Origin of the sequence: Kosakonia sp. H7A, assembly GCF_003028445.1 — a bacterium.
GTDB classification, from domain to species: Bacteria; Pseudomonadota; Gammaproteobacteria; order Enterobacterales; family Enterobacteriaceae; genus Kosakonia; species Kosakonia radicincitans.
This window is the reverse complement of sequence record NZ_PYTZ01000003.1, coordinates 412,071-427,236: the sequence shown is the minus strand read 5'-3', so window position 1 is coordinate 427,236 and position 15,166 is coordinate 412,071. Positions and strand designations below refer to the sequence as shown.

Genomic DNA, 15,166 nt, shown 5'->3' with positions numbered 1-15,166 from the left:
TTGCCTTTATACTACCGCGCGGTTGTTTATAAACTGCCCAAATGACTCTTAATGGGAAATCTCCAGTGAAGTTCGTAAAGTATTTATTCATCCTTGCAGTCTTTTGCATTCTGCTGGGAGCAGGCTCGATTTACGGTCTGTACAAATATATTGAGCCACAGTTACCCGATGTCGCGACGCTCAAAGACGTCCGGTTACAGATTCCAATGCAGGTGTACAGCGCAGATGGCGAATTGATCGCGCAGTATGGTGAAAAGCGCCGCATCCCGCTGACCCTGAGCCAAATTCCGCCAGAACTGGTAAAAGCGTTTATCGCCACTGAAGATAGCCGTTTTTATGAGCACCACGGTGTTGACCCGGTGGGGATTTTCCGTGCCGCCAGCGTAGCGCTCTTCTCTGGCCATGCATCACAGGGAGCCAGTACCATTACGCAGCAGTTAGCGCGTAACTTCTTCCTGAGCCCGGAACGCACCATGATGCGTAAAATCAAAGAGGTGTTCCTGGCGATCCGCATTGAGCAACTGTTGAGCAAAGACGAGATCCTTGAGCTTTACCTCAACAAAATCTATCTCGGTTATCGCGCTTACGGCGTGGGCGCTGCAGCTCAGGTCTATTTTGGTAAGTCGGTCGATCAACTGACGCTAAGTGAAATGGCGGTGATTGCCGGTTTACCGAAAGCGCCATCGACTTTTAACCCGCTCTACTCGCTCGACCGGGCAACCGCACGTCGTAACGTTGTGCTGGCGCGTATGGAAAGTGAAGGCTATATCACCGAACAGCAAGCCGACCAGGCGCGCAGCGAGGCGATAGACGCTAACTACCATGCGCCGGAAATCGCCTTCTCCGCCCCTTATCTTTCCGAGATGGTGCGTCAGGATATGGTCGCCCGTTATGGCGACAAAGCCTATGAGGATGGCTACCGCGTTTACACCACCATTACGCGTAAAGTGCAGCAGGCTGCGCAGGATGCCGTACGCAATAACGTGATGGATTACGACATGCGCCACGGCTATCGCGGTCCGTCAAATGTGTTGTGGAAGATCGGTGAAGCCGCATGGAGCAGTAAAAAAATCACTGACTCGCTGAAAACGCTGCCTACGTACGGGCCGCTCTCTCCGGCGGTCGTCACCAGCGCAAATCCGCAAGAAGCCGTGGCGATGATGGCTGATGGCACGTCGGTTTCATTGCGCATGGACGGCGTCCGCTGGGCTCGCCCTTACCGCTCTGATACGCAACAAGGCGCCACACCACGTAAAGTGACGGATGTCATGCAGGCCGGGCAGCAGATTTGGGTGCGCCAGGTCGATAACGCCTGGTGGCTGGCGCAGGTGCCGGATGTGAACTCTGCGCTGGTCTCTATCAATCCGCATAATGGCGCGATACTGGCGCTGGTCGGCGGCTTTGACTTTAACCAGAGCAAGTTTAACCGTGCAACTCAGGCGCTGCGCCAGGTGGGTTCGAACATCAAGCCGTTCCTTTACACGGCGGCAATGGATAAAGGCCTGACGCTGGCAAGCATCCTCAATGATGCCCCGATTTCCCGCTGGGATGTGGGTGCAGGTTCCGACTGGCGGCCAAAGAACTCGCCGGATGAATATGCCGGTCCAATCCGTCTGCGCCAGGGGCTGGGGCAATCGAAGAACGTAGTGATGGTACGTGCGATGCGCGCGATGGGCGTCGATTATGCCGCAGAGTATTTGCAGCGTTTCGGTTTCCCGGCACAAAACATTGTGCATACCGAATCCCTGGCGCTGGGCTCAGCCTCATTTACGCCGATGCAGGTAGCAAGAGGCTATTCGGTGATGGCGAACGGCGGGTTCCTGATCGATCCGTACTACATCACGAAAATCGAAAACGATCAGGGCAATGTGCTGTTTGAAGCGCGCCCGAAAGTGGCCTGTGCCGATTGCGACATTCCGGTGATTTACGGCGAAACGCCGAAATCAAATGTGCTGGAAAACAAAGATATGGAAAACGTCGCCACGTCGCAGGAGCAGCAAAACAGCTCGGTGCCGCAACCGCAACTGGAGCAGGCAAACCAGGCGCTGGTTCAGCGCAGCGGTGGCGAAGAGTATGCGCCGCATGTGATTAGCACGCCGCTGTCGTTCCTGATTAAAAGCGCGCTGAACAGCAACATCTTTGGCGAACCCGGTTGGCAGGGAACGGGCTGGCGCGCGGGACGCGATCTCAAGCGTAACGATATCGGCGGTAAAACCGGCACCACCAACAGCTCGAAAGATGCCTGGTTCTCCGGTTATGGTCCGGGCGTTGTCACTTCCGTGTGGATCGGTTTTGACGATCATCGTCGCGATCTGGGGCGAACCACTGCTTCCGGCGCGATCAAAGATCAGATTTCCGGCTACGAAGGCGGTGCGAAAAGCGCCCAGCCAGCCTGGGATGCATACATGAAAGCGGTGCTGGACGGTGTGCCGGAAGATCCGTTAACGCCGCCGCCAGGCGTGGTCACCGTCAATATCGACCGCAGCACCGGGCAGTTGGCAAGTGGTGGCAGTAGCCGTCAGGAGTACTTCATCGAAGGAACTCAGCCGACGCAGCAAGCAGTACATGAAGTGGGCACGACCATCATTGATAACGGGGAAACGCACGAGCTGTTCTGATAGCGCGTGAACCCAGAGAAGCAAAAAGGGCGCTGCGGCGCCCTTTTTATTTATGATTTTGTGCCTTCAGAGCCGACCCTGCCCTTTTAGCCATTCACGCACTAAAAACAGCGCGCTGACATTGCGGGCTTCATTGAAATCCGGGTCTTCCAGCAAATCCATTAAGTGCTTCAGCGGCCAGCGCACCTGCGGTAGCGGCTCCGGTTCATCACCCGGCAGCGACTCCGGATAAAGGTCTTCCGCTACGATAATGTTCATCTTGCTGGAGAAATAGGAGGGGGCCATACTGAGTTTTTTCAGGAAAGTAAGCTCTTTTGCGCCAAATCCTACTTCTTCTTTTAACTCACGGTTCGCCGCTTCGTATATACTCTCACCGGGATCGATAAGCCCTTTGGAAAACCCCAGCTCGTAAGATTCGGTTCCAACGGCGTATTCGCGGATCAGAATCAGATGCTCGTCCACAATCGGTACAATCATCACTGCTTCGTGCGTAGAAGGACGCATGCGCTCGTAAACACGGCGCACACCGTTGCTGAACTCCAGATCCACGCTTTCAACGTTAAAAAGTCGTGAAGAGGCAACCGTTTCTACGTTAAGAATGGTGGGTTTTTGCAATGATTTGCTCATTATTATCGGTCTTTGCAGAGAAACTTACGTTATTGTGCGACACTACGCACTGTTTCGGCAATGTCATTCGCCGCTAATTTACATTCTTGTAACCTCTCCAAAAGCAATCCCAATTTATCACAAAAGTCAATAGGTTGATATAAAACTAAGAATTTGCTGATATTCCCGCTTGGGTGGTTTTGCTATTCTTTCTCGCAATGGTATGCGCTTAAAAATTCTCAAGTAATTTCTTGCTTACAGCGGCCAGCCACATTAAATGTTTACAGGAAGGGTGCAACTGACTACACCTGTTAGAAAAAGTAAGATGGGGAAAGCATGAGCACCATTTTGATTTTTTTCGCTGCTATGCTGGCCTGCGCATTCCTCGCTGGATGGATTTTCAGGTTCAGGTCTCAACGCCGGTACAGGTTGCCTCATTTACAGGCATTTGCCGGCGCGACAACCCGTAAACTCTTGCCAGAGGAGCGCGATGCTGTTGAGCGCTATCTGGACACGCTTTCCCGTATACAAAATACGCCAGGCCCAACGGGCGCTACGGCTGCGCCGATCTCCATCAAACTCAATGCTCAGAGCAATACCGTCCTGTTTGTCGCGCACTCGATCACGCGCTATGGCATCACCACCGATGCTCCCAACAAATGGCGCTACTATCTCGATTCCGTCGAAGTGCATCTGCCGCCCTCCTGGGAGCAATACATTACCGATGAGAACAATGTTGAGCTGATCCGCACCGATTCCATGCCGCTGATCATTTCGTTAAACGGCCATACGCTTAGCGAATATATGCAGGAAGAGCGCAGCGGAGAGCTGGAGCGTGTATCTTCCACGCGCTCCGCTATTCGCGGCGAAGAGACGGAACAGATCGAGCTGCTGAATATTCGCCGCGAAACACCGGAAGAGTATGCGTTAAGCCGCCCGGACGGTATGCGCGAAGCGTTGCTGATCTGCGCCTCTTTTTTACTCTTTTTCTTCTGCCTCGCGGCGCCGGAGGTTTTCGTTCCGTGGCTGGCGGGCGGCGCCGTGATGCTGTTCGCCGCGGGAATGTGGGGGCTGTATGCGCCGCCAGCGAAAAACACACTGCGCGAAATTCATTGTCTGCGCGGTACGCCAAAGCGCTGGGGGCTGTTCGGTGAAAACAATCAGGAGCAGATGAATAACATCTCTCTGGGGATTATCGATCTGATTTATCCCCGCCACTGGCAGCCCTTTATCACCCGCGATCTCGGTCAGCAAACGGATATCGATATTTATCTGGATCGCCACGTTGTTCGCCAGGGGCGCTTTTTGTCCCTGCATGACGAAGTGAAAAATTTCCCGTTGCAGCACTGGGTGCGCAGCGCGGTAATCGCCACCGGTTCGCTGGTGGTGGTGGCGATGCTGCTGATTTGGGTGCCGCTGGACATGCCGATCAAATTCACCGTTTCGTGGATTAAAGGCGCGCAAACTATCGAAGCCAGTAGCGTTAATCAACTTGAATCCGCCGGGTTGCGCATCGGCGATACGCTGCGGATCAGCGGTACAGGAATGTGCAACATCCACACGCAAAACTGGTCATCGCGCCAGATATCGCCATTTACGCCGTTCGACTGTTCGCAGATTATCTGGAATAACGCCCCTCCGTTGCCCTTGCCGGAATCGGATACCGTGACCAGAGCCACTGCGCTTGCGCAAGCGGTGAGCCGTCAGTTACACCCTACAGCCGAAGATGATTCACGCGTTAGCCCGGTGTTACGCTCAGCCATTCAAAAGTCGGGTATGGTCTTGCTGGATGACTTTGCCGATATCGTACTGAAAACAAAAGATTTATGCTCAGCAGAAGACGATTGTCTGAGGTTGAAAAATGCACTGGTAAACCTCGGAAACAGTAAAGACTGGGATACGCTGACCAAACGCGCCAGCGATGGCAAGCTGACCGGTGTTAACGTGCTGCTGCGCCCGGTAAGCGCCGAATCGCTGGATAATCTGGTGACCACCTCAACCGCGCCCTTTATCCTGCGCGAGACAACCCGTGCCGCACAGGCGCTGAACAGCCCGGCGCCGGGCGGGTTCCTGATTATTAGCGAAGAGGGTAACGAACTGGTGGATCAGCCGTGGCCGCCAATCGCGCTGTATGACTACCCGGCGCAAGAGCAGTGGACCGAGTTCCAACGGCTGGCGCAAATGCTGATGCAGACGCCGTTCCACGCTGAAGGGATCATTACCAATATCTATACCGACGCCAACGGTACCCGACACATTAGCCTGCACCGCATGCCGGATGCCACGGGCTTGTGGCGTTACACCGGTATAACGCTGTTACTGTTTGCCATGGTCATTTGTTGCCTCTACAACGGTGTGCTGGCGCTGCGTCGCTACCAGCGTAACCGTACACGCCTCGAAGAGATTGCGCAGTATTACGAAAGCTGCCTGAATCCGCGCCTGCTTCCTACGCAGGACAGCCTTACCTGATAACCCCCCGCAACGTGAGCTGTGTTAATCTGTCGCGCACGTTTTCCCCTGGCTGGAGTTTTAATGCACCTTGATATTGCATGGCAGGACGTTGATACCGTTCTGCTGGATATGGACGGCACTTTGCTTGATCTGGCGTTTGATAACTTTTTCTGGCAAAAACTGGTGCCAGAAACTTTCGCTGCTCAACAAGGGCTGACGCCAGAGGAAGCACAGAACGTTCTTCGCCAGGAGTATCACGCGGTGCAGCATACGCTAAACTGGTACTGTCTGGATTACTGGAGCGAACGTCTCGGGCTGGATATTTGTGCGATGACGACACAGCAAGGGCCGCGCGCAGTGCTGCGCGAAGATACGGTGCCTTTTCTGGATGCGCTGAAAAAAAGCGGTAAGCGCCGTATTCTGCTGACCAATGCGCATCCACATAATCTTGCCGTCAAGCTTGAGCACACAGGCCTGGCGTCGCACCTTGATTTATTACTTTCCACCCATACATTTGGTTATCCGAAAGAGGATCAGCGCCTGTGGCAGGCCGTAGCGGAAGAGACCGGGCTATGCGCCGAACGGACGCTGTTTATCGACGACAGCGAACCGATTCTCGATGCGGCAGCAACCTTTGGCATTCGTTACTGCCTTGGCGTGACGAACCCGGATTCCGGGCTGGCAGATAAACACTATCTGCGTCACCCGGGAACCAATGACTACCGTTATCTGATCCCCTCACTTCTCAAGGAGATGTGATGAAACAGCAGCCCGCACAAGAAGTCCGTCTGGATAAGTGGCTGTGGGTGGCGCGTTTTTATAAAACTCGCGCCCTCGCCCGCGAGATGATTGAAGGCGGCAAAGTGCATTACAACGGTCAGCGCAGCAAGCCGAGTAAAATCGTCGAGCTGAATGCCACGCTCACGTTGCGCCAGGGAAATGACGAACGTACTGTCGTCGTCAAAGGCGTTACGGATCAGCGCCGTCCGGCAACCGAAGCCGTTGAGCTGTATGAGGAAACGGCAGAAAGTATTGAGAAACGTGAAAAAATGGCGCTGGCGCGTAAGCTGAACGCGCTTACAATGCCGCACCCCGATCGCCGACCGGACAAAAAAGAGCGCCGCGATCTGCTGAAATTTAAATCTGGTGGCAGCGAGTAACGCGCACCTGCAAGAGAGATAATCATGGCCAATCAAGACCAATTACACCGCTATCTGTTTGAAAATTATGCCGTGCGCGGCGAACTGGTGACTGTTTCCAACACCTGGAAGCAGGTACTGGAAAACCATAACTATCCGCTGCCGGTAAAAACGCTGCTCGGTGAACTGTTGGTTGCGACCAGCCTGCTGACCGCAACCCTGAAATTTGCCGGCGATATTACCGTGCAGTTGCAGGGTGACGGTCCGATGAATCTTGCAGTGATCAACGGTAACAACCGCCAGCAAATGCGCGGCGTTGCCCGCGTGCAGGGCGATGTCCCGGCGGATGCCGATCTGAAAACGCTGGTGGGTAACGGCTATCTGGTGATCACCATTACGCCGGAAGAGGGCGAGCGTTATCAGGGCGTGGTTGGCCTCGAAGGCGATACGCTGGCGGCGTGCCTGGAAGATTACTTTATGCGTTCAGAACAGCTGCCGACCCGCCTGTTCATCCGCACGGGTGAAGTGGATGGCCAGCCGGCAGCCGGCGGGATGCTGTTGCAGGTGCTGCCAGCGCAGGAAACCCAGGCCAACGATTTCGAACACCTGGCGGTACTGACCGAAACGGTAAAAGCGGAAGAGCTGTTCTCCCTGGCGGCAGAAGATGTGTTATGGCGTTTGTACCATGAAGAAGAGGTCACGCTGTACGATCCACAGGACGTTGAATTTAAATGCACCTGTTCGCGCGAGCGCTGCGCTGCGGCGCTGAAAACGCTGCCGGATGAAGAAGTGGACAGCATTATTGCCGAAGAAGGTGAAATCGACATGCACTGCGATTACTGCGGCAATCACTATCTGTTTAATGCGATGGATATTGCGGAGATCCGTAATAACGCCTCCCCGGCCGACCCGCAAGTTCATTAATTCCCCCTTCCCTCATGCCGCCTTCGGGCGGCATTTTTTGCATTACACGTCACGTTTCCGCTAAAATCCTCAATGTAATTCTTACGTAATTTTCTTTCATGAAAGCGATTACAGTCACAAAGTGACGGTTAAAAATATCGGTTTATAGCCTTTTGGGGACATTTTCCCGATTATTGTCACTGTTTTTGCCACAATACATCTCGCTAAGTGACGCAAATGACAGCGTTTTGCGGAAGTCAGCTTTATCGGGATTCGAAAATCTATGAACATCGTCCGGGTAAGCGGCGATAAACAACCCTACAATTTCAGGCAGTACAATTGGCTAAGGAGTAGTGACATGCGCGTTAAGAGCTTAACCCCGCAAGATCTCAAGGCTTATGGTATCAACGATGTTCAGGAAGTCGTCTACAACCCCGATTACGATACGCTGTATCAGGAAGAGCTCCGTCCAGATCTGGAAGGATATGAGCGTGGTGTGCTGACGAATTCTGGTGCTGTCGCCGTCGACACCGGTATTTTTACCGGCCGTTCGCCAAAAGATAAGTACATTGTCCGAGATGAAACCACCCGCGACACCGTGTGGTGGGCCGATAAAGGCAAAGGCAAGAACGACAACAAACCGCTCTCGCCGGAAGTCTGGAAGCATTTAAAAGGCCTTGTGACGGAGCAACTCTCCGGCAAGCGCCTGTTTATTATCGATGCGTTTTGCGGCGCTAACCCGGACAGCCGTCTTTCAGTCAGGTTTATCACCGAGGTCGCCTGGCAGGCGCACTTCGTCAAAAACATGTTTATTCGCCCGACGGATGAGGAGCTGGCAGGCTTCAAACCCGACTTTATCGTGATGAACGGGGCGAAATGCACCAATCCGCAGTGGCAGGAACAGGGCCTCAATTCGGAGAATTTCGTTGCCTTCAATCTGACCGAACGCATCCAACTGATCGGCGGAACCTGGTACGGCGGCGAAATGAAAAAAGGGATGTTCTCGATCATGAACTACCTGCTGCCGTTGCAGGGGATCGCCTCGATGCACTGTTCTGCTAACGTTGGCGAGAAAGGCGACGTTGCGGTCTTTTTCGGCCTTTCCGGCACCGGCAAAACGACGTTGTCCACCGATCCGAAGCGCCGCCTGATTGGCGATGACGAGCACGGCTGGGATGACGACGGCGTCTTCAACTTTGAAGGCGGCTGTTATGCCAAAACCATCCGGCTCTCGGAAGAGGCTGAACCGGATATCTTCCACGCCATCCGCCGCGATGCGCTGCTGGAAAACGTCAGCGTCCGCGACGACGGCAGCATCAATTTTGATGATGCGTCGAAAACGGAAAATACCCGCGTGTCGTATCCGATTTACCATATTCATAACATCGTCAAACCCGTGTCGAAAGCCGGTCACGCCACGCGAGTGATCTTCCTGACTGCTGATGCGTTCGGCGTATTGCCGCCGGTTTCCCGCCTGACGGCCAGCCAGACGCAGTACCATTTTCTCTCTGGCTTTACCGCCAAACTGGCCGGAACAGAGCGCGGCGTGAATGAGCCGACGCCAACCTTCTCCGCCTGCTTCGGCGCAGCATTCCTGTCGCTGCACCCGACGCAGTATGCCGAAGTGCTGGTGAAACGGATGCAGGCTGCCGGTGCGCAGGCGTATCTGGTAAACACGGGCTGGAACGGGACCGGCAAACGCATCTCCATCAAAGATACGCGGGCGATTATCGACGCAATTCTGGATGGTTCGCTGGATAATGCGGAAACCTTCACCCTGCCTATGTTCAACCTGGCCGTGCCGACATCATTACATGGCGTGGATTCGCGCATTCTCGATCCACGCAATACGTACGCATCGCCGGAACAGTGGCAGGAGAAAGCGACACAGCTGGCGAAGCTGTTTATTGAGAACTTTGATAAGTATACCGATACCGCAGCCGGAGCCGCGCTGGTCAGCGCCGGACCGAAACTGTAATTCGGCTACGCAAGAGAAACAAAACCCGCCATATTCCGGCGGGTTTTTTTATGCTTCTTTGGTGGGCCCATTCAGGCGAACAACCGGGATTGGCAACCAGGCGCGAATCGACAACCCGCCACGCTCGCTGGTACCCAGCTCCAGCAGGCCGTTATGGTTGTCGATGATTCGCTGCACGATAGCCAGCCCTAAACCGGTGCCGCTGGTGCTACGCGCGCTGTCGCCGCGAACAAACGGCTGGAACAGATGTTCACGCTGTTCTGGTTTAATCCCCGGCCCGTCATCCTCAACCTGGAACCAGGCGCGATTCAGTTCAGTACCGCTGCTGACCTTGATCCAGCCGTTACCGTAGCGCGCCGCATTCACCACCATATTGGCGACTGCGCGCTTAATAGAGAGCGGATGCATGCGTACAAAAATCTCACTGTCGTTCAGACCGGTTTCGATCTCACGTTCGTAACCACTTTCGGCGGCGATGACCTCGCCCAGCACGGCATTCAGATCTGCCACTTCCATTGGCATCTCCTGGCCGGTACGCAGGTAATCGATAAACTGCTCGATGATCGCGTTACACTCTTCGATATCTTTATTAATCGATTCAGAGAGATAACCATCTTCTTCCGCCATCATCTCCGTCGCCAGACGGATACGCGTCAGCGGCGTGCGTAAATCGTGGCTCACCCCGGCCATCAGCAGCGTGCGATCGTCCGCCAATTGTTTCACCCCGGCGGCCATCTGGTTGAAAGCGCGGGTGACGGAACGGACTTCTGATGCGCCGTACTCACGCAGCGGCGGCGGAATATGCCCTCGCCCAACCTTCAGCGCCGCGTGTTCAAGGTCAACAAGCGGTCGGTTCTGAATACGAATAAAGAGCCAGGCGCCGCCTATCGCCAGCAGCATAATCGCCAGCGTGTAGCGGAACAGCGGCGAAAAATCGCCCTGATGGATTTCCGTCAGCGGCACGCGCACCCAGATATTGGGCGACAGCCAGGTTTTCAGCCACACCACCGGAGAGCTTTTGTTCACTTCAACGCGCACTTCGGTCGGGCCACCGAGCTGCTGCGCCATCTGCTGACTTAAGAATTCGTAGTGCTGCGCCCAGCGTAGGCCCGCGTCTTCCGCCGCTTCATTGGAATAGAGAGAAATACCCAGTTCACGGTAAATTTCACGACGAAACGCAGGTGGCACCACCAGTTGCGTCCCATCCTCCAGTTGCAGTTTGTCGGTCATCAGCATACGAACTTCGTAGGCGAGTACCTTATTAAATTGCTGGAGGCTGGGCAAAATGGCGAAATTCAGCACCACAAGGTATGTCGTCACCAGGCTGACGAACAGCAAGGTGACGATAAGCAACAGCGTTCGGGCAAATGAACTTCGCGGCGAGAAGCGCACGCGCATCATGCTTTAGAACCGTCCGGCACAAATACGTAGCCCAGGCCCCAAACGGTCTGAATATAGCGCGGATGCGCCGGATCCTCTTCCACCATGCGGCGCAGGCGGGAGATCTGCACGTCGATGGAACGTTCCATCGCTGAATACTCACGACCGCGCGCCAGATTCATCAGCTTGTCACGAGAGAGCGGCTCGCGCGGGTGGCTAACCAGTGCTTTCAGCACGGCAAACTCACCGCTGGTTAACGGCATCGGCTCATCTTCACGGAACATCTCGCGCGTACCGAGGTTCAGTTTGAACTTACCAAACGCAATTACTGCTTCTTCCTGCGACGGCGCGCCCGGCAGCTCATTCGCCTGACGACGCAGTACCGCGCGGATACGCGCCAGCAATTCACGTGGGTTAAACGGTTTCGGAATATAGTCGTCGGCGCCGATTTCCAGGCCAACAATACGGTCCACTTCTTCCCCTTTTGCCGTCACCATAATGATCGGCATCGGGTTGCTCTGGCTACGCAGGCGGCGGCAGATGGAGAGGCCATCTTCGCCCGGCAGCATCAGATCCAGCACCATCAGGTGGAAAGATTCACGGGTTAACAACCGATCCATTTGTTCGGCGTTAGCCACGCTACGAACCTGGAAGCCCTGCTCGGTAAGGTAACGCTCAAGTAATGCGCGCAGACGCATGTCGTCATCCACTACCAGAATCTTATAATTCTCTTGCATTGTTTATACTCCCAAAGGTTCCGAAATTTCTGTTTCCGTATTCTAAAAAAGTGCGCGTTAACGACCAGCGAAATCTGGTATAAATTCTAGTCTAAATTGTTACAAAGCATATTTAACAGCAAGTTATATGCATTCAACATCACATAAAACATGATTAATCCGCACTTTACGCAATACCGTTTGTAAAGTCTGTACATCAAAGCTGTCACAAAGAGAAGGCAGAAGTATGAAAACGCCCCTGATCACCCGCGAAGGTTATGACAAACTGAAGCAGGAACTCGATTTTCTCTGGCGTCAGGAGCGCCCGGAAGTCACGAAAAAAGTGACCTGGGCGGCAAGCCTGGGCGATCGCAGCGAAAACGCTGATTATCAGTACAACAAAAAACGCCTGCGCGAAATAGACCGCCGGGTACGTTATCTGACGAAATGTCTGGAAAACCTGAAAATCGTTGATTATTCACCGCAACAGGAAGGCAAAGTCTTCTTTGGCGCATGGGTGGAGATCGAAAACGATGATGGCGATACTCTGCGCTTTCGCATCGTCGGCTACGATGAGATCTTTGGCCGCAAGGATTACATCTCCATCGATTCACCGATGGCCCGCGCCCTGCTGAAAAAAGAAGCTGGTGATGTGGCGGTCGTACAAACACCGGGCGGCGAAGCTACCTGGTACGTTAATGAAATCGAATATGTGAAATAACCGCACAGAACAATCCAGGAACCACCCCGGCGGCTGGCATTTTACAGTGCCAGTCCGTATAACTATCCGCTGATTTTGTTCAGAAGATGATGAAAGAAATGATGAATGATTCGCTCTGCCGCATTATTGCGGGTGAACTTCAGGCACGGACCGAACAGGTGGAATCCGCCGTTCGCCTGCTTGATGAAGGGAATACCGTGCCGTTTATCGCACGCTACCGTAAAGAGGTCACCGGCGGTCTGGACGACACGCAATTGCGTCAGCTCGAAACCCGCCTTGGTTACCTGCGCGAGCTGGAAGAGCGCCGCCAGGCAATCCTGAAATCGATTGGCGAGCAGGGCAAACTCAGCGAAGAGCTGGCGAAAGCCATCAACGGTACGCTGAGCAAAACCGAACTCGAAGACCTCTATCTTCCCTACAAACCGAAGCGTCGCACGCGTGGGCAAATCGCGATTGAAGCCGGTCTCGAACCGCTGGCAGACCAACTGTGGAATGACCCGTCGCAGGATCCGGAAACGCTGGCCGCCACGTTTGTGGATGCAGATAAAGGTGTTGCCGACAGCAAAGCGGCGCTTGATGGCGCGCGTTATATCCTGATGGAGCGCTTCGCTGAGGATGCGGCCCTGCTGGCGAAAGTCCGTGACTATCTGTGGAAAAACGCCCATCTCGTGGCGACGGTGGTCAGCGGCAAAGAGGAAGAAGGCGCGAAATTCCGCGACTATTTCGATCATCACGAACCGGTTTCTACCGTTCCTTCGCACCGCGCGCTGGCCATGTTCCGTGGCCGTAATGAGGGTGTGCTGCAACTGGCGCTGAATGCCGATCCGCAGTTTGACGAGCCGCCGAAAGAGAGCCACTGCGAGCAGATTATTATCGACCATCTCGGCCTGCGCCTGAATAACGCCCCGGCAGATAGCTGGCGCCGCAGCGTCGTGAGCTGGACGTGGCGCATTAAGGTCCTGATGCACCTTGAAACTGAATTAATGGGTACTGTGCGCGAACGCGCGGAAGATGAAGCGATTAACGTCTTCGCCCGCAACCTGCACGATCTGCTGATGGCCGCACCGGCCGGGCTGCGTGCAACGATGGGGCTCGATCCGGGCCTGCGTACCGGCGTAAAAGTGGCAGTAGTCGATGCCACCGGCAAACTGGTCGCAACCGACACGATTTATCCGCACACCGGGCAGGCAGCGAAAGCGGCGGTTGCCGTGGCGGCGCTGTGCGAGAAACACAACGTCGAACTGGTGGCGATCGGTAATGGTACAGCATCGCGCGAGACCGAACGTTTCTACCTGGATGTGCAGAAACAGTTCCCGAAAGTGACCGCGCAGAAAGTGATTGTCAGCGAAGCGGGGGCGTCAGTCTACTCCGCCTCCGAACTGGCGGCGCTGGAATTCCCGGATCTCGACGTTTCTCTGCGCGGTGCGGTGTCTATCGCCCGCCGTTTACAGGATCCCCTGGCTGAGCTGGTGAAAATCGACCCGAAATCAATCGGCGTTGGCCAGTATCAGCATGACGTCAGCCAGACACAGCTGGCGCGTAAACTGGACGCCGTCGTTGAAGACTGCGTGAACGCCGTCGGCGTTGATCTGAATACCGCCTCGGTGCCGCTACTGACGCGCGTGGCCGGTTTAACCCGCATGATGGCGCAAAATATTGTCTCCTGGCGCGATGAAAACGGTCAGTTCCAGAACCGTCAGCAACTGCTAAAAGTGAGCCGCCTTGGGCCGAAAGCCTTTGAACAGTGCGCGGGCTTCCTGCGTATTAACCACGGCGACAACCCGCTGGATGCTTCCACCGTTCACCCGGAAACCTATCCGGTGGTCGAGCGAATTCTGGCGGCAACCGCACAGTCCCTGCGCGATCTGATGGGCAACAGCGCCGAGTTACGTAAGCTGAAACCGTCCGAGTTTACCGACGAGCAGTTCGGCGTGCCGACCGTCACCGACATCATCAAAGAGCTGGAGAAACCGGGCCGCGACCCGCGTCCGGAGTTCAAAACCGCGACCTTCGCCGAAGGCATCGAAACCATGAACGATCTGTTGCCAGGTATGGTGCTGGAAGGCGCAGTGACCAACGTCACCAACTTTGGCGCGTTCGTTGATATCGGCGTGCATCAGGACGGGCTGGTACATATCTCCTCGCTGGCGGATAAGTTCGTTGAAGATCCGCATACGGTGGTGAAAGCAGGCGATATCGTGAAGGTGAAAGTGCTGGAAGTCGATCTGCCGCGTAAACGTATTGCGTTGACCATGCGTCTGGACGAACAACCAGGCGACAGTAACAGCCGTCGCGGCAGTGGCAATGGCGGTAGTCGCGATGCTGGTAACCGGAGTAGCGCGCGTCCGGCAAAATCACCGCGGGATCGCAGCCCTCAACCCGGCGGCAACAGCGCAATGATGGATGCACTGGCGGCGGCGATGGGTAAAAAACGCTAATCCTCTCCCCTCTCTTGCGCCTGCGGGAGAGGGGTTATTTTTGGTGCAACACCGTCGAAAAAGCGCCTTTTTCTTAGTGCTGTTAATCATAGAGAATTATTAACCTATTATTTTTGCTGGTTATTGATATTCAAAATTATTAATCAATTTACTGACATCGTATTTATTTATCGGAATTTACATCAGCGGACATACGGCCCGCGCACCATTTCAAAT

Annotated in this window: 11 protein-coding genes; 8 read left to right on the top strand and 3 right to left on the bottom strand. The window is 54.6% G+C overall.

Annotated elements, in window-relative coordinates; translation table 11 throughout:
- Window positions 1-65: 65 nt before the first annotated feature.
- On the top strand, window positions 66-2,618 hold the full coding sequence (gene mrcA, locus CWM66_RS14820; protein ID WP_199200047.1) for a peptidoglycan glycosyltransferase/peptidoglycan DD-transpeptidase MrcA: 2,553 nt from the start codon (window positions 66-68) through the stop codon (window positions 2,616-2,618).
- Window positions 2,619-2,684: 66 nt separating this feature from the next.
- Here mrcA and nudE read toward each other — a convergent pair whose 3' ends face one another.
- A complete protein-coding gene (gene nudE / locus CWM66_RS14815) occupies window positions 2,685-3,245 on the bottom strand; it encodes an ADP compounds hydrolase NudE (protein ID WP_007369747.1) in 561 nt (186 codons plus the stop codon).
- Window positions 3,246-3,560: 315 nt separating this feature from the next.
- On the opposite strand from nudE, the gene CWM66_RS14810 reads away from it, so the two are divergent.
- From CWM66_RS14810 to pckA, 5 genes are all read left to right on the top strand, one after another.
- A complete protein-coding gene (locus CWM66_RS14810; RefSeq protein ID WP_007369746.1) occupies window positions 3,561-5,693 on the top strand; it encodes an intracellular growth attenuator family protein in 2,133 nt (710 codons plus the stop codon).
- A 63-nt stretch (window positions 5,694-5,756) separates the two neighbouring features.
- Window positions 5,757-6,434: a GMP/IMP nucleotidase gene (gene yrfG, locus CWM66_RS14805; RefSeq protein ID WP_007369745.1), complete on the top strand. Its 678-nt coding sequence runs from the start codon at window positions 5,757-5,759 to the stop codon at window positions 6,432-6,434.
- Window positions 6,434-6,835, top strand: a complete 402-nt coding sequence (gene hslR, locus CWM66_RS14800; RefSeq protein WP_007369744.1) for a ribosome-associated heat shock protein Hsp15 — start codon at window positions 6,434-6,436, stop codon at window positions 6,833-6,835. The genes yrfG and hslR overlap by 1 nt, the downstream gene beginning before the upstream one ends.
- A gap of 24 nt (window positions 6,836-6,859) precedes the next feature.
- Complete coding sequence (gene hslO, locus CWM66_RS14795) at window positions 6,860-7,738, top strand: Hsp33 family molecular chaperone HslO (RefSeq protein ID WP_007369743.1); 879 nt, start codon at window positions 6,860-6,862, stop codon at window positions 7,736-7,738.
- 337 nt (window positions 7,739-8,075) lie between these two features.
- Window positions 8,076-9,695 (top strand): phosphoenolpyruvate carboxykinase (ATP), encoded by a 1,620-nt coding sequence (gene pckA / locus CWM66_RS14790; protein WP_107146839.1) that lies wholly within the window; start codon window positions 8,076-8,078, stop codon window positions 9,693-9,695.
- A 48-nt stretch (window positions 9,696-9,743) separates the two neighbouring features.
- Here pckA and envZ read toward each other — a convergent pair whose 3' ends face one another.
- Together envZ and ompR are read right to left on the bottom strand one after the other, a co-directional pair.
- Complete coding sequence (gene envZ, locus CWM66_RS14785) at window positions 9,744-11,096, bottom strand: two-component system sensor histidine kinase EnvZ (RefSeq protein WP_007369741.1); 1,353 nt, start codon at window positions 11,094-11,096, stop codon at window positions 9,744-9,746.
- Window positions 11,093-11,812 (bottom strand): two-component system response regulator OmpR, encoded by a 720-nt coding sequence (ompR, locus tag CWM66_RS14780; protein WP_001157751.1) that lies wholly within the window; start codon window positions 11,810-11,812, stop codon window positions 11,093-11,095. Before ompR ends, envZ begins: the two co-directional genes overlap by 4 nt.
- A gap of 226 nt (window positions 11,813-12,038) precedes the next feature.
- Between ompR and greB the strand changes: the two genes are divergently transcribed.
- Both greB and CWM66_RS14770 read left to right on the top strand, forming a co-directional pair.
- Complete coding sequence (gene greB / locus CWM66_RS14775) at window positions 12,039-12,512, top strand: transcription elongation factor GreB (protein WP_035888949.1); 474 nt, start codon at window positions 12,039-12,041, stop codon at window positions 12,510-12,512.
- A gap of 98 nt (window positions 12,513-12,610) precedes the next feature.
- Window positions 12,611-14,950: a Tex family protein gene (locus CWM66_RS14770; RefSeq protein WP_079518364.1), complete on the top strand. Its 2,340-nt coding sequence runs from the start codon at window positions 12,611-12,613 to the stop codon at window positions 14,948-14,950.
- Window positions 14,951-15,166 lie beyond the last annotated feature (216 nt).

What these genes read in the sequence shown, in the direction of transcription:
- nudE (WP_007369747.1), bottom strand. Translation starts at nt 3,245, where the DNA reads ATGAGCAAATCATTGCAAAAACCCACCATTCTTAACGTAGAAACGGTT.
- envZ (WP_007369741.1), bottom strand. Translation starts at nt 11,096, where the DNA reads ATGATGCGCGTGCGCTTCTCGCCGCGAAGTTCATTTGCCCGAACGCTG.
- CWM66_RS14810 (WP_007369746.1), top strand. Translation starts at nt 3,561, where the DNA reads ATGAGCACCATTTTGATTTTTTTCGCTGCTATGCTGGCCTGCGCATTC.
- hslR (WP_007369744.1), top strand. Translation starts at nt 6,434, where the DNA reads ATGAAACAGCAGCCCGCACAAGAAGTCCGTCTGGATAAGTGGCTGTGG.
- hslO (WP_007369743.1), top strand. Translation starts at nt 6,860, where the DNA reads ATGGCCAATCAAGACCAATTACACCGCTATCTGTTTGAAAATTATGCC.
- ompR (WP_001157751.1), bottom strand. Translation starts at nt 11,812, where the DNA reads ATGCAAGAGAATTATAAGATTCTGGTAGTGGATGACGACATGCGTCTG.
- yrfG (WP_007369745.1), top strand. Translation starts at nt 5,757, where the DNA reads ATGCACCTTGATATTGCATGGCAGGACGTTGATACCGTTCTGCTGGAT.
- greB (WP_035888949.1), top strand. Translation starts at nt 12,039, where the DNA reads ATGAAAACGCCCCTGATCACCCGCGAAGGTTATGACAAACTGAAGCAG.
- pckA (WP_107146839.1), top strand. Translation starts at nt 8,076, where the DNA reads ATGCGCGTTAAGAGCTTAACCCCGCAAGATCTCAAGGCTTATGGTATC.
- CWM66_RS14770 (WP_079518364.1), top strand. Translation starts at nt 12,611, where the DNA reads ATGATGAATGATTCGCTCTGCCGCATTATTGCGGGTGAACTTCAGGCA.